This is a genomic window from Streptomyces sp. CAI-85, from assembly GCF_013363615.1.
Classification (GTDB): domain Bacteria; phylum Actinomycetota; class Actinomycetes; order Streptomycetales; family Streptomycetaceae; genus Streptomyces; species Streptomyces antibioticus_B.
Genome location: NZ_JAANNX010000093.1, coordinates 1 through 14,071, shown reverse-complemented (window position 1 = coordinate 14,071; position 14,071 = coordinate 1). Strand labels below are relative to the sequence as shown.

Sequence of the window (14,071 nt, the reverse complement as noted above, 5' to 3'; positions counted from 1 at the left end):
AGCGGGAGAGCGCTTCCCTGACACGGAAGAGGTCACTGGTTCAATCCCAGTATCGTCCACACACCGGAGCCCCCGGCCGCCTTCGCGGTCGGGGGCTTCCTCGTGGGCGCCGTCGGCCCGGCCGCCGTCAGCTCGAGAACAGCATGCGGCCGAAGCCCTTCTGACGGTGGTGACCGTAGTGCCCGCCGTGGTGGCCGCCGTGCGGGGCGCCCCAGGCGGGGGCCGCCGGCGCGGCGGGCGCGGCCGGGTAGGCCTGCGGGGCGGGCGGCGCCGGGGGCGCGGGCTGCGACCACTGGGACTCCAGGCGGGTCAGCGCCTCCAGCTCGCCGTAGTCGAGGAAGATCCCCCGGCAGTTGCTGCACTGCTCTATCTGGACGCCGTTGCGGTTGTAGGTGTGCATCGGGGCGTGACACTTCGGGCACTGCATGGTTCGGGTCAACTCCTCGCAGGTCGGTCCTGTTTCGCGTACCGCCAGGACAGACTCTGCCCGGCCGCGGTCGGTTGCACCCTACGTCGTGGAGGTTCGTGCCAACTGCGGTGGGACCGAACCGATTCGGGCGCAGGCGTCCACCAGTGCCCGTTCGACCTCGTCCAGGGGGCGGTCCTCGGCGACGGCCCTGGCCGTCCAGCGGGCGGCGGTCTGCGCGGTGAGGGCGCGGGCCGGGACGTCGAGGGCGGGCCAGGGGTCGCCGTCGGCGGGGACGGCCGGGCCGCCGGCGGCGCGGTAGGCGTCCAGGAAGCGGGTCCACTCCTCGGGCGGGAGCAGCCCGCAGGCGTACCAGGCGGCCGGGCGGGCGAGGTCCCAGGCCGGGACGCCCACCCCCAGGTCGTCGACGTCGATCAGCCGCCAGGGGCCCTCGGGGGCCGGGTGGCGGACGAGCTGGCCGAGGTGGAGGTCGCCGTGGCAGAGCGTGGTGGTGTCGGGCATGGGGGCCTCGGCGCGGGCCCAGGCGGGCAGGGTGTGCCAGGCGCGGACGACGGGGGCGGTCGCGGGGTGGTGCGGGGCGGCCGCGCGGAGGCGGGCCACGGCCCGGGCCGCCTTGGCGGGGCCGCGCATCGGCGGCAGCAGCGGTCCGGCCGGTGCGGTCAGGTGCAGCCGGGCGAGCAGGGCGGCCGCCTCCTCCCAGGGGGCGGCGTCCGGGTCGTCCGGGTCGACCGGGGTGCCGTACGGCCAGAACGTGACCGGGCGGCCGTGCAGCGGCACCGGCGCCGGGCTCAGCGGGGGCAGGAGGACGTCGGGCAGCCGGACGGCGACGGCGAGACGGCGGGTGAGGTCGTCGGGGGCCGTGTCCGGGGCGTGGGCCTTGGCGACGGTGTCCGCGTGGCGTACGACGGTGGCGTCGGGGCGGTCGGCGAGCGTGGCCGCGCCGCAGGGGCAGGGCCGGGGACGGGTGCCGGGGGCCTCGCCGGGGTGCGCGCGGGCGCGGGCCCGGGCGGCCAGCTCGGTGAGCAGGGGGACGGCGGTCACGGGGCTCCCTGGGCGGCGGGTCGTCTGCGGTGAGGGTACGCGCAGGGGGGCGGCGGGGGGCCTGGAAGTGGCTGCGGGACTGGTCCCAGGGTTGGTGTTTCGGGGCCTCCGGAGCTGTGTCCGGACACGGCAATGCCGGCGTGGCTCCCCAGCCACGCCGGCATTTTTGCCGTCCGCCGCACCCCCGTCCCCACGGGGTTTCATGGGTGGATGTCCCCGCCCGGACCGCTCTTCCGGGCCTGGGGTCGCCGCTCAGCGCCCCAGCATCTCGCCCACGGACGACGCCTGAGTGGTCACTGTCTCCCAGCCGTCGAAGACGACGAGGAGCAGGACCGCCAGGGGAAGGGCCATCAGCGTCGCCACCAAGGGGTGGCGGCGGCCCGTGCGGCGGCGGGGCGTGGTGCGCTCCTGGGTGCGGAGGTACGTCCGCGGTGCCGGGTGGGCCATGGTCCCTCTCCTGACCGTTCAGTTGTCGTTGGCAGCGGCGAGTGCCTGACCTCGGGGGACGAGTGCTGCACCCGCCGCTTGACCTCAAATCTAGGGGCGGGGCGGGCGGCGGGCGTCATGCCGTCGTACCGAATGACGGGCCTCCCGGAGGATGAGCCATGACCTGCGGTGTACTCCCCTGGGTGGAGACCGGGTGCGCGGTCTCAGGGTCTTCCCGGAGGGGGTGCGGGCGAGGGGGTGTCCGGCAGGGGGTGCGGCGTGACTTCGCTCACTTCCAGTGCCCTCGGTGGGGCCGTCGGGGCCGCCCCGGGGGCCGCTCGGGCGGGTGCCGGCGGGGCGGTCCGTGTGCCGTCGGGCGCGGCCGCGGCCGGTTCGGTGCGGTCGTCCTACGGTGTTTCAATCTCCCTTCTGCGAAAGCGGGTTGAGGTTGCCGCTTCACCAAGGGGCGTCTGTTCCCAAGGGCTCTGACCACCCTTCACATCCGCCGCCCGGAGCCGACAATCGATCAGGTCGAGAGGGCGCGGCCTCTGCGCGCGGACGGCCGTGGAAACGTAAGCTGTGCCACGTCACACGGACCGGGCAGCGGGGATGAACATGGCGATGATGCGCCTGAGGCGCGAGGACCCGCGCGTCGTCGGCTCGTTCAGGCTTCACCGACGGCTCGGCGCGGGCGGGATGGGCGTCGTCTACCTGGGCTCCGACAAGAAGGGGCAGCGGGTCGCGCTGAAGGTGATCCGGCCCGATCTGGCCGAGGACCAGGAGTTCCGGTCGCGGTTCGCGCGTGAGGTGTCGGCCGCCCGGCGGATCCGGGGCGGCTGTACGGCGCGGCTGGTGGCGGCGGATCTGGACGCCGACCGGCCGTGGTTCGCCACGCAGTACGTGCCCGGTCCGTCCCTGCACGACAAGGTCAACGACGAGGGTCCGCTCGGGGCCGCCGAGCTGGCGGCGATCGGGGCCGCGCTGTCGGAGGGGCTCGTCGCGGTGCACGAGGCGGGGGTCGTGCACCGGGACCTCAAGCCGTCCAACATCCTGCTGTCCCCCAAGGGGCCGCGGATCATCGACTTCGGCATCGCCTGGGCGACGGGGGCGTCGACGCTGACGCATGTCGGTACGGCGGTGGGCTCCCCCGGGTTCCTCGCGCCCGAGCAGGTGCGGGGGGCGCTGGTCACGCCGGCCACGGACGTGTTCTCGCTCGGTGCCACGCTGGCGTACGCCTCGACGGCCGACTCGCCCTTCGGGCACGGCAGTTCGGAGGTGATGCTGTACCGCGTGGTGCACGAGGAGCCCCATCTGCACGGTGTGCCCGACGCCCTCGCACCGCTCATCCGGGCGTGCCTGGCGAAGGACCCCGAGGAGCGGCCGAGCACGCTCGACCTGTCGCTGCGGCTGAAGGAGATCGCCGCCCGCGAGGCCCAGGGCATGACCGATCCGCGGCCGCCCGCGCCCCGGGCGAGCGAGGCGGACCGGCCCACCGGGCGGCTCAGCGAGACCGGCTATCCGGAACGCACCCTGCGCCAGCCGGGCGGACCCGGCACTCCCCCGCCGCGCGGCGGCGTCCCGTCCTCACGCGGCACGGCTCCCGCCTCCCGGGGCGGGGTCCCCTCCCGCGGAAGCGCCTCGCGGGGCGGCGGCGCGGCACGCGGCAATCCCGCCTCGCGCGGGGGCGGTCCGGTGTCGCGGTCCGGCGGCCGTCCGTCGACCGGCGGCCGCGTGAGCCGACCGGGCAACCGCCCCGGCCCGCGCAGCGGCACGGGACGGCCGGGTCCGCGCTCCACGGGAACGGGACGGCGCCCCGCCAACCCGCGCCTGCTGCGCCAACGCCTGTTCGTCTTCGTGGTCGTGACCCTGCTCGTGGCCCTCGGCATCGCCGTCGTCCAGGGCTGCCAGGGCCCGGCACGCGGCCTCGGCGACGACCACGGGCAGCATGCCTCGGCACAGGCGTATGAGCGGCTGGAAACGGGGCCACTGACGGAGGGGCGGGGCTCGGCCGGGCGGTGACGCGGCGGTGGGCAGCAGCTCCCCACTGCCCCAGCCGGGGAGCGTGTCGGCGCAGGCATGGGCGCGGCCAGCGGCACGGCGGCGAGCGAGAGGTCAGGGACCCGCCGCGCATCTACGCCCCGACGACCCGGGGCGCGAAGATCCGCAGCGTTCCGCGCGGGCGGAGGCAGAGTGGGCTCGGCAGGGACGCGGTGGTGGGTCGTCGTCGGCCGGGGACTGGGCTCCGCAGGGGCGTACGCGCTGCCGGGCATCGGGCGGTCTGTGGTCGGCCGGGACGCGTTCGGGTGGTGTGCTACTCGGGGCGGGTGGGTGTCGTGACCGCGTAGAACGCCACCGCCGCTGCCGCGCCCACGTTGAGGGAGTCGACTCCGTGGGACATGGGGATGCGGACCCATTCGTCGGCTGCCATCAGGGCCTGGGTGGAGAGGCCGTCGCCCTCGGCGCCAAGCATCAGGGCGAGGCGGTCCATGGTGTGCGGGGCGGCCTCGTCGAGGGAGCGGGCCTTCTCGTCGGGGGTGAGGGCGAGCAGGGTGAAGCCGGCCTCGCGGACCGAGTCCAGGCCCTTGGGCCAGGAGTCGAGCCGGGCGTACGGCACCGAGAACACCGCGCCCATCGAGACCTTCACGCTGCGCCGGTACAGGGGGTCGGCGCAGTCCGGGGAGAGCAGGACCGCGTCCATGCCGAGGGCCGCCGCCGAGCGGAAGATCGCGCCGATGTTCGTGTGGTCGTTGACCGACTCCATGACGACGACGCGGCGCGCGGTCTGGAGGAGTTCCTCGGCCGTCGGCAGCGGCTTGCGCTGCATCGAGGCGAGCGCGCCGCGGTGGACGTGGTAGCCGGTGACCTGTTCGGCCAGCTCGGGGCCGACCGCGTACACCGGGGCGGGGAGTTCGTCGATGACGTCCCGCATGACGTCGACCCACTTGGCGGACAGCAGCATGGAACGCATCTCGTATCCGGCGTCCTTGGCCCGCCGGATGACCTTCTCGCCCTCCGCGATGAACAGGCCCTCGGCCGGTTCGCGCCTGCGGCGTAGTTCTACGTCGGTCAGGCCCGTGTAGTCGCTCAGGCGGGGGTCGTCGGGGTTCTCGACACTGATGAGATCGGCCACAGGGTGATACTGCCTTGTCCTGGGTGTGGTGCCAACGGCTCGGTACGGGTGGGTTACCGTCGGTTACTCGGCGGGGCGCGGGCCCACGCCCACGACCGGCCCGACGATGATGACCGCGGGCGGCCGGACGTCCTCGGAACGGACCCGCTCCCCGACGGTCGCGAGCGTCGCGTCCACCCGGCGCTGGGTGGCCGTCGTGCCCTCCTGGACCAGGGCCACCGGGGTGTCGGCCGGCTTGCCGTGTGCGATGAGCGCCTCGGCGATCTTCCCGATCTTGTCGACGCCCATCAGGATCACCAGCGTCCCGGTGAGCTTGGCGAGGGAGGCCCAGTCGACCAGCGAACGCTCGTCGTCGGGTGCCACATGGCCGCTGACCACGGTGAACTCATGGGCGACCCCGCGGTGGGTGACCGGGATGCCCGCCGCGCCGGGGACCGAGATGGAGCTGGAGATGCCGGGGACGACCGTACAGGGGATCCCGGCCTCGGCGAGCGCCTGGAGCTCCTCCATGCCGCGGCCGAAGACGTACGGGTCGCCGCCCTTGAGGCGGACCACCGACCTGCCCTGCTTGGCGTGCTCGATCAGCGCGTTGTTGATGGCCTCCTGGGCCATGTACCGGCCGTACGGGATCTTCGCCGCGTCGATCACCTCGACGTGCGGCGGGAGTTCGGCGAGCAGGTCGCGCGGGCCGAGCCGGTCGGCGATGACGACGTCCGCGCCGGCGAGCAGCCGGCGGCCGCGGACCGTGATCAGGTCCGGGTCGCCGGGACCGCCGCCGACGAGCGCAACGCCGGGGGTCCGGGTGCGGAACTGCGGGGCGACGAGCGTGCCGTCGCGCAGGCCCTCGATCACCGCGTCCCGGACGGCGGCGGTGTGGCGGGGGTCGCGGCCCTTGGCGTCCGTGGTCAGCACGGCGACGGTGACGCCCTCGCTGTGACCGGTGGCCGGGGTCCAGGCGGTGGCCCGGTCGGCGTCGTCGGAGCGGACGCACCAGACGCGGCGGCGCTCCCCCTCGGCCGAGGCCAGGTTGTTCGCCTCCGGGTCGCTGGTGGAGATCAGCGCGTACCAGGCGCCCTCCAGGTCGCCCTCGGTGTAGCGGCGCCGCGACCAGGTGATCTCGCCCGCGTCCGCCATGGCCTCCACGGACGGCGTCGCCTCGGGGGACACGAGGTGGACGTCCGCGCCCGCCGCGATCAGGGCGGGCAGACGGCGCTGGGCGACCTGGCCCCCGCCGAGGACGACGACCCGGCGGCCGGTGAGGCGGAGACCTACGGGGTAGGCGGGGTGTTCGGCCATGAGGGTGCGACTCCCTAGTGCGGCGGCGGTGCGATGCCGTGACGTGCGGATTTTATGCTGCGGCGGACGGCGGCGGAGAGGGTGTCCGGTGGCTGGGCGGCGGGGGGCCGGGCGCGGGGCGGCGTCCGCACCGGCGCAGGGTGGCGTGCCACGGCCGCCCGGCGCGGGGTGCGCGTCGGGCGGCCGTACCGTGGTGCCGCCTATGGGCTTCGGGGCCGTCGGGGCCTACTTCTCGGTCACGCCCGCCGAGTCGAACGTCGCCACCTCGTGCATGGCCCGCGCCGTGCTCTGGACCAGCGGCAGGGCCAGCAGCGCACCCGTGCCCTCGCCGAGGCGCAGGTCGAGGTCGACCAGGGGGCGCAGGCCGAGCTTGTTCAGGGCGGCGACATGGCCGGGCTCGGCGCTGCGGTGGCCCGCGATGCAGGCCGCGAGGACCTCGGGGGCGATCGCACGGGCCACCAGGGCGGCGGCACCGGCGCTGACGCCGTCCAGGATCACCGGTGTCCGCAGGGACGCCCCGCCGAGCAGCAGGCCGACCATCGCCGCGTGCTCGAAGCCGCCGATGGCGGCCAGGACGCCCAGCGGGTCGGCCGGGTCCGGCTGGTGGAGTTCCAGGGCACGGCGGACGACCTCGGTCTTGCGGGCGAGGGTCTCGTCGTTGATGCCGGTGCCGCGGCCGGTGACCTCGGCCGGGTCGGCGCCGGTGAAGACGGAGATCAGCGCGGCGGACGCGGTCGTGTTGGCGATACCCATCTCACCGGTGAGCAGCGCCTTGTTGCCGGCCGCCACCAGGTCGCGGGCCGTCTCGATGCCGACCTCGACGGCCTGCTTGGCCTCCTCGCGGGTCATCGCGGGACCGGTCGTCATGTCGGAGGTGCCCGCGCGGACCTTGCGGGGCAGCAGGCCCGGGGTGGCCGGGAGGTCGGCGGCGACACCGACGTCCACGATGCAGACCTCGGCGCCCACCTGGGTGGCGAAGGCGTTGCAGACCGCTCCCCCGCCGAGGAAGTTGGCGACCATCTGGGCCGTCACCTCCTGCGGCCACGGCGTGACGCCCTGCGCGTGCACCCCGTGGTCCCCGGCGAAGATCGCGACGGCCGCGGGCTCCGGGATCGGCGGCGGGCACTGGCGGGACAGTCCGGAGAGCTGCGCGGAGATGATCTCCAGCATGCCGAGCGCGCCGGCCGGCTTGGTCATGCGCTTCTGCCGCTCCCACGCCTCGCCAAGCGCCTTGGCGTCCAGCGGGCGGATCCCGGCGACGGTCTCGGCGAGCAGGTCGTGCGGGTCCTCGCCGGGCAGCGCGCGACGGCCGTACGTCTCCTCGTGGACGACCCACGACAGGGGGCGCCGCTTGGCCCAGCCGGCCTGCATCAGCTCGGGCTCGGCCGGGAACTCGTCGACGTAGCCGACGCACAGGTAGGCGATGACCTCCAGGTGCTCGGGCAGGCCGAGGGCGCGGACCATCTCGCGCTCGTCGAAGAAGCTGACCCAGCCGACGCCGAGGCCCTCGGCGCGGGCGGCGAGCCACAGGTTCTCCACGGCGAGCGCGGCGGAGTAGGGCGCCATCTGGGGCTGGGTGTGACGGCCCAGGGTGTGGCGGCCGCCGCGGGTCGGGTCGGCGGTGACCACGATGTTCACCGGGGTTTCGAGGATGGCCTCGATCTTCAGTTCCTTGAACTGTTTCGCCCGGCCCTTGGGGAGCGACTTCGCGTACGCGTCGCGCTGGCGCATGGCCAGTTCGTGCATCGCGTTGCGGGTCTCGGCGGAGCGGATGACGACGAAGTCCCAGGGCTGCGAGTGGCCGACGGAGGGCGCGGTGTGGGCGGCCTCCAGGACGCGGAGCAGCACCTCGTGCGGGATGGGGTCGCCGCGGAAGCCGTTGCGGATGTCGCGGCGCTCGCGCATGACCTTCAGGACGGCCTCGCGCTCGGCGTCGTCGTAGGCGGGCGCGGCGGGTCCTGCGGGCTCGCGTGCTTCCTCCATGGCGGCCCTGCTCTCTTCCTGGCTCTCTTCCTGGTCGGCCGCCCTGGTCTCCAGGTCCTCCGGGTTCTGCGCGACCTCCGGGTCGGCCTCGCTCCCGGGCTCGGCAACCGGGGCCGCCGGGACGGGAACGGGGTCCGCGGCGCGGGGCGCGGGGACGGTGACGGCGGGGGCCGGGGGTGCCGGGGTCTCCGGGGCGGCCGGGGTGACGGTGACCGTCGGCTCCGGGGACTGCGACGGGGCCGGCTGCTCCGGTGCGGGGGTCTCCGTCGCGGGCGTCTCGGCCGAGGGCGCCTGCGGGGCTTCGTCGGCGGGGGCGGCCGGGGGCTGGAGGGCGTCCGTGGGGAGCACCAGCGGGTGCGGCGGGGTGGGGGCCAGGTGCGGGGTGGTGGGCACCGTGCCCTCGACCGGCACGAACTGGCCGAGGAACTGCTCGGGGACCGGGGCGGGTGCGGGAGCGGGCTCTACGGCCTCGGCGGCCGCCGCGGGCTGCGGGGCCTGCTCCACGACGGGCTCTACAGCGGACTCTACGGCGGGCTGCGGGGCGGGCTCGGGAGCCGTGGGTACGGGCGCGGGCGCCTCCTCGGAGGCGGTGACCTCCTGGGGCCGGGCCTCCTGCTGCTGAGCCACGGCGGGCTCGGCGACCGGCGCCTCCGCGACCGGCGCCTCCGCGACGGGTTCGGCGGCGACCTGCTCCGGGATCACGGCCTGCGGCTGGGCCTCGGGCTCCGCCTGCTCGGGCGCTACGGCCGCCTCGGGGGCCTGGGGCGCATGGTCCACGGCGGAGGCAGCCTGCTCGGGTGCCGGCTGCTCTTCGGGCACCGGCTCGACGGCAACCGTCAGGACGGGCTCGGCGGGGACGACCACGACCGGCTCGACGGGCGCGGCCGGGAAGACCTCGGCGGCGAGGGTCTGGGCGGGCTCGGCGGCCGGCTCCTCTGCGGGGGCCTCCGGGGCGGCCGCTTCCTCGGCGGGGGCCGGGATCACCGGTTCGGCGACCTCGGCGACCGGCGCCTCCTCGGGCGCGGGCGCGGCCGTTTCTGCGGGCTCCTCGACCGGCTCGGGCGCGGGCTCGGACTCCGGTTCCGGCTTCGCCTCCGCCTGCGGCACCTCTTCCGCGGCCGGAGTGACAGCGGCCTCGGCCACGACGGCCTGCTCGGCGAGCATGGCGGCGCCGAGCACCTCACCGACGTCGAGGGTCACGGGCGCCGCCTGGGCGGGAACGGCCGCCTGCGCCTCCTCCGGGCCGGGGGTGGCCGTGGCCGCGATCGCCTCCGTGGCGACACGTGCCACGACGGCCTGCGCCACGCCGACCGGCTCGGCCTGCTGCGGCGCGTCCGGCACCGGTGCCGGCTCGGCCGCCGGGGCCGCGACGGGAGCCTCCGCCGGAACAGCCGTTTCCGCAGCCGTCTCGGTCACCTCGGCCGTCTCCTGGACCGGCGCGACAGCCGGAGCGGCGGCCTGATCGACAGCCGACGCGGGGGCCGGAGCGACGGCCTGGGCGGCGGCCGCGGGCGCGGCGGGGTGAGCCGCGGGATGGGCCGTGGTGTGGGCAGCGGCCTGGGCCGCCCCCGGCGCACCCCAGGGCGCGGCGCCCTGGGCCGGCGTCTCGCGCAACTGGGGGATGTCAAGGTACTCGGGGCCGGGTGCCGCCGCGCCGGGGTGGCGTACGGGCGCGCCCGCGGGGCCGCGGTCGGCCAGGGAGCGGACGGGGCTGGCCGAGGCGTCCGGGATCGGCGGGCCGAGGTGGAGCGGGCGGCGCGGGGCCGGCGGGGGCGTGGCGGGGCCGGGCAGGCGCACCCCGCTGAGGTCGACGGAGCCGCTGTCCCGGCCCGCCGTCTCGTGCGGACCGGGCTCGTGCGACGCGGCCGCGACCGCAGCCGCGTCGGGGGCTCCCGCCGCGTCCGGGACGGCTCCCGCGTCGAGGGGACCGGGCGTGTGCACCGTCTCGACGACCGGTTCGGGCGCGGGCGGCGCCACCTCGTTGCCCCAGGCGCTCTGGGCGCCCGGCAGCAGCAACAGGTCTTCGTCCTCGGCGGTGGTCTCGGAGAGGTAGGTGTACGCACCGTGCCCGGAGGCGCCCGGCTGCTCCACCATGCCTGCGTTCTCCGGCGACCCCTCGCCCGGGATCTGGCCGGTGTCGGTCATGCGTACCCCTCGCCCATCGGTTAGTGCTCCTACGACCAGCTCGCGCGGAACGGCGCACCGACCGCCCCGTAGTGAGAACGAGCGTCCGTGCCCAGCGGCACGTGCGACCCGCCCGAAATAGCGACAAAGCCATTCAGTGGCATTGTCGCGGCCGTCGCCGCGTCGCGACAGCTTGATCCGCGACGCTCCGCTGTGGACTGCGCCACGTTGCGCGTCCACCGGTTCTGCCGTACCACGCCCATCCCAAAACGGATGTGTTTTCCGGACATTGAACGACGAAGTGCCGGGTGAACGGAAGCGGTACAACAATCGGCCAGCCTACCGCGCGCGGTACGACAACCGGATCACGGGGAGGGATCTCGCGACTACGGGCGGCGGTCGGGCAGAACCCCGCTGAGCAGGAACGCGACACTCCGTTCGGTCTCCGTCCATGCCTTCGTGTCGAGGGCGACGGACTGGAGGAGGGCGCACTCGACGCGGTAGCCGTGCTCGGTCAGGTCGCGGCCGATGCGTTCGGCGTCGTCGCGGGTCGCCGCGTGGGTGACGATGCCCTGCGGGCGGCGGTCGGCGACCGCGGAGACCACGGCCGCTCCCCCGCCGCCGACCCGGACGACGTCCGGTTCGGGCAGGTCCTCCAGGACGTGCGGGGCGGTGCCGCGGACGATCTGGAGCTGGACGCCGTGGCGGCGCGCGGCGGCGTCGGTGCGGGCGCACGCCTCCAGCGCGTGGTCGACGGCGAGGACGGCGGCCCCGGCGCGCGCGGCGTCGACCGCGAACGCGCCGCTGCCGCAGCCGATGTCCCAGACGAGGTCGCCGACGCGCGGTCCGAGCCGGGCGAGCTGAGCGGCCCGCAGCAGTTCGGTCTCCCCTTCGCCGAGTCTGTCGCCGTACGCCTCGGCGGGCAGGGCCCAGCCGCGCTGGCCGGCGGCCGGGTCGCGCCCGGCGATCCAGTCGCCCTCGCCCGCGGGGCCCGCCGGGCCGCCGATGACGATGACGACGTTGGGGTCGCGCCAGGCGTGGTCGACGGCCTTGTCGGAGCTGAGGACGCTGACCCGCTCGCGTTCGGTGCCGAGTTCCTCGCAGACCACGAAGGTGCGGTGCACGCCTTCGAGGAGCAGGCCCAGTTCGGCGGGGCCGGCGCCGGGCGAGGTCAGCACCGCCACCTTGGCGTGGGCACGGCAGACGTTGACGGCGCGGCGCAGGGTGCGCCGGTGGGCGACGACCACCTCGGCGTCGTCCCAGGGCATCCCGGCCCGGGCGAAGGCGGTGGCGACGGCGGACACGGCCGGGACGACCTCGACCTCCAGGCCGAACTCGGGTGCGCGCAGGGTCCGTACGACGCCGAAGAAGCCGGGGTCGCCGTCGGCGAGGACGACGGCGGTGCCGCGGTGGCCGGCGATCCGGCGGGCGGCGAGGGCGACGCTGCCGAGGCGGATGCGTTCGGCCCCGGGCGGCACCTCGGGCAGCGCCAGATGGTGGGCGGCGCCGGCCACGAGGGTGGCGGCGCCCAGCGCGGCGCGGGCCGCGGCGGTCAGCGGCGAGCCGTCCCAGCCGATCACCGTGACGCGGTCGGCCATCGTCGTCAGTCCCCCCGGGGTTCACGCAGGCAGCAGGCTCCGTGAGGGTACCTGGTCGGCCGGGGCGGAGCGGGGAGCGGCCGCCCGGGCGGGGGTCAGTTCCAGTCGGTGTACGACGTGTATCCGCCGCTCTCGGCGAGCTGCTCGCCGGCGCCCTCCAGGTCCTCCGGGAGGAGGCTCCAGACGATGAAGTCGGTGCGCGCCTCGCTCCAGCCGCCGTCGTCGGTGCGCACGCGCGCTATGCAGGCGCCGCGCAGCACGCCCTCGCTGATACAGCCGATCTTCTGGGCGACCTGCTGGGAGGCGGTGTTGTCGGCGGCCGTGCGCAGCTCGATGCGCTCGAACTTCTGGTCGGTGAACAGCCATTGGGCGGTGGCGAGGGCCGCCTCGGAGGCATAGCCCTCGCCGCGCGCCCAGGGGGCGACGATGTACGACAACTCGGTGGACCGGACGTGCCAGTCGGTCCTGCCGAGCTGGATGACGCCGACGAGCCGCTGGGTGAGGAACTCGGTGACGGCGAGGTCGAGTCCGTGTCCGGCGGTGCGTTCGGCGGGCGCGTACTCGGTGATCCAGCGGCGGGCGTCCTCCTCGCCGAAGGGCTGCGGGACGGACGTCCAGGCCGTGATCTGCTCGTCGTTCATCATCGCGGCCAGGGCGGGCACGTCGTCCTCGTCGAGGGGACGCAGCACCAACCGCTCCGTGCTGATGGAGATGGTGGGGAAGGTGCTCGTCATGAAGCCGCTCCGTAGCCTTCGAAACCGTCCGGGCCCGATCTGCTGGACCGTCAGGCCCGTTGAACTGCCCAGCATGCAGTATGAAAGCACCGGAACGCACCACGGGGTCCACCCCGGAAGTGGAGTGGACCCCGTGTGGGTGCGGGTGTGCGACGCGTCTCGATCAGAACGCGGCGATCACCGCGCCGTCGTACTTGTCCTCGATGAACTTCTTGACCTCGGGCGAGGTGAGCAGCTTCGCGAGCTTCTCGACGCGCGGGTCGTCCTCGTTGCCCTTCTTCACGGCGAGGAAGTTGGCGTACGGGTTGTCCTGGGCGGACTCGGCGACCAGGGCGTCCTTGGCGGGGCTGAGGTCGGCCTCCAGGGCGTAGTTGCCGTTGATCACCGCGGCGTCGACGTCGGCGAGGGAGCGCGGGAGCTGGGCCGCCTCCAGCTCCTTGAACTTCAGGTTCTTCGGGTTGCCGGTGACGTCCTTGGGGGTGGCGTCGTAACCGGCGCCCTCCTTCAGCTCGATGAGGCCGTTGGCCTCCAGCAGCTTCAGCGCGCGGGCCTCGTTGGTGGTGTCGTTCGGCAGGGCTATGGTGGCGCCCTTCTTCAGGTCGTCGAGCTTCTTGACGCCCTGGGAGTACAGGCCGAGCGGCTCCAGGTGAACCGTGCCACCGGGAACGGCGACGATGTCGGTGCCGTTCTTCTTGTTGAAGTCGGTGAGGTACGGCTGGTGCTGGAAGTAGTTGGCGTCGACCTCGCCCTGCTGGACGGCCGTGTTGGGGGTCACGTAGTCGGTGAACTCCTTGACCTCCAGCTTGAGGCCGGCCTTCTCCGCGAGGTTGTCCTTGATGTAGGTGAGGATCTCGCCCTGCGGGGTGGGGGTGGCGGCGACGGTCAGCGTGGCGTTCGCGTCGGTGCTGCCGGAGTCCTTGTCCGAACCGCAGGCGCTGAGTCCGAGGGTGAGGGCTCCGGCGGCGAGGACGGCGGTGGTGATCTTGGCGGTGTTACGCACGAAAAGTGCCTTTCCTAGGGGTGGTGCGGCCCCGCGGTGGGTGTGCGGGGAGTCCTTGGGGTGGGACGGGAGGTCCCGGGGGGGGTGGCTCAGACGGTCTTGCTCGTGGCGGTGGCCGCCTTGAGCAGCCGCAACTTGGGCGCGGCGCCGCTCTGTCCGCCGCGGCGGTGCATCGAGCGGGCCGCGTAGTCGCCGGCGAACTGGATGAGCGAGATGACGACGGCGAGGATCGCGACGGTGATCCACATCAGTTCGCTCTCGAAGCGCTGGTAGCCGTAGCGGATCGCGATGTCGCCGAGGCCGCCGGCGCCG

10 protein-coding genes and 1 pseudogene are annotated in these 14,071 nt (G+C 74.7%); 1 reads left to right on the top strand and 10 read right to left on the bottom strand.

Annotated elements, in window-relative coordinates; all coding sequences use genetic code 11:
- Positions 1 to 127 precede the first annotated feature (127 nt).
- The 3 genes from G6W55_RS35250 to G6W55_RS35240 all read right to left on the bottom strand — a co-directional run bounded on the left by G6W55_RS35250 (position 128) and on the right by G6W55_RS35240 (position 1,915).
- On the bottom strand, positions 128 to 427 hold the full coding sequence (locus G6W55_RS35250) for a zf-TFIIB domain-containing protein (protein WP_030786033.1): 300 nt from the start codon (positions 425 to 427) through the stop codon (positions 128 to 130).
- An 81-nt stretch (positions 428 to 508) separates the two neighbouring features.
- Positions 509 to 1,468: a phosphotransferase gene (locus G6W55_RS35245; RefSeq protein ID WP_175524719.1), complete on the bottom strand. Its 960-nt coding sequence runs from the start codon at positions 1,466 to 1,468 to the stop codon at positions 509 to 511.
- A 252-nt stretch (positions 1,469 to 1,720) separates the two neighbouring features.
- Positions 1,721 to 1,915: a hypothetical protein gene (locus G6W55_RS35240; protein ID WP_030786037.1), complete on the bottom strand. Its 195-nt coding sequence runs from the start codon at positions 1,913 to 1,915 to the stop codon at positions 1,721 to 1,723.
- A 588-nt stretch (positions 1,916 to 2,503) separates the two neighbouring features.
- On the opposite strand from G6W55_RS35240, the gene G6W55_RS35235 reads away from it, so the two are divergent.
- Positions 2,504 to 3,913: a serine/threonine-protein kinase gene (locus G6W55_RS35235; protein ID WP_175524720.1), complete on the top strand. Its 1,410-nt coding sequence runs from the start codon at positions 2,504 to 2,506 to the stop codon at positions 3,911 to 3,913.
- A 292-nt stretch (positions 3,914 to 4,205) separates the two neighbouring features.
- On the opposite strand, the gene G6W55_RS35230 is transcribed toward G6W55_RS35235, so the two are convergent.
- The 7 genes and pseudogenes from G6W55_RS35230 to G6W55_RS35200 form a co-directional block, all read right to left on the bottom strand.
- Positions 4,206 to 5,024 (bottom strand): RNA methyltransferase, encoded by an 819-nt coding sequence (locus tag G6W55_RS35230; RefSeq protein ID WP_175524718.1) that lies wholly within the window; start codon positions 5,022 to 5,024, stop codon positions 4,206 to 4,208.
- A gap of 63 nt (positions 5,025 to 5,087) precedes the next feature.
- On the bottom strand, positions 5,088 to 6,320 hold the full coding sequence (gene cobA, locus G6W55_RS35225) for a uroporphyrinogen-III C-methyltransferase (RefSeq protein ID WP_175524717.1): 1,233 nt from the start codon (positions 6,318 to 6,320) through the stop codon (positions 5,088 to 5,090).
- Between the two features lie 225 nt (positions 6,321 to 6,545).
- Positions 6,546 to 10,448, bottom strand: coding sequence for a nicotinate-nucleotide--dimethylbenzimidazole phosphoribosyltransferase (gene cobT, locus G6W55_RS35220; protein WP_175524716.1), 3,903 nt, complete (start codon positions 10,446 to 10,448; stop codon positions 6,546 to 6,548).
- Between the two features lie 365 nt (positions 10,449 to 10,813).
- The gene (gene cbiE, locus G6W55_RS35215; protein ID WP_175524715.1) at positions 10,814 to 12,025 is read right to left on the bottom strand and encodes a precorrin-6y C5,15-methyltransferase (decarboxylating) subunit CbiE; all 1,212 of its coding nucleotides are present in this window, start codon (positions 12,023 to 12,025) and stop codon (positions 10,814 to 10,816) included.
- Positions 12,026 to 12,120: 95 nt separating this feature from the next.
- A complete protein-coding gene (locus G6W55_RS35210; protein WP_175524714.1) occupies positions 12,121 to 12,759 on the bottom strand; it encodes a GNAT family N-acetyltransferase in 639 nt (212 codons plus the stop codon).
- 163 nt (positions 12,760 to 12,922) lie between these two features.
- Positions 12,923 to 13,759 carry a MetQ/NlpA family ABC transporter substrate-binding protein gene (locus tag G6W55_RS35205; RefSeq protein ID WP_175524713.1) on the bottom strand — a complete coding sequence of 279 codons (837 nt, stop codon included), beginning with the start codon at positions 13,757 to 13,759 and terminating at the stop codon, positions 12,923 to 12,925.
- A gap of 89 nt (positions 13,760 to 13,848) precedes the next feature.
- Positions 13,849 to 14,071, bottom strand: a pseudogene (locus G6W55_RS35200) (ABC transporter permease); the annotation flags it as partial.

Coding starts and splice junctions, on each gene's coding strand:
- G6W55_RS35250 (WP_030786033.1), bottom strand. CDS start 427: ATGCAGTGCCCGAAGTGTCACGCCCCGATGCACACCTACAACCGCAAC.
- G6W55_RS35240 (WP_030786037.1), bottom strand. CDS start 1,915: ATGGCCCACCCGGCACCGCGGACGTACCTCCGCACCCAGGAGCGCACC.
- G6W55_RS35235 (WP_175524720.1), top strand. CDS start 2,504: ATGAACATGGCGATGATGCGCCTGAGGCGCGAGGACCCGCGCGTCGTC.
- cobA (WP_175524717.1), bottom strand. CDS start 6,320: ATGGCCGAACACCCCGCCTACCCCGTAGGTCTCCGCCTCACCGGCCGC.
- cobT (WP_175524716.1), bottom strand. CDS start 10,448: ATGACCGACACCGGCCAGATCCCGGGCGAGGGGTCGCCGGAGAACGCA.
- cbiE (WP_175524715.1), bottom strand. CDS start 12,025: ATGGCCGACCGCGTCACGGTGATCGGCTGGGACGGCTCGCCGCTGACC.
- G6W55_RS35210 (WP_175524714.1), bottom strand. CDS start 12,759: ATGACGAGCACCTTCCCCACCATCTCCATCAGCACGGAGCGGTTGGTG.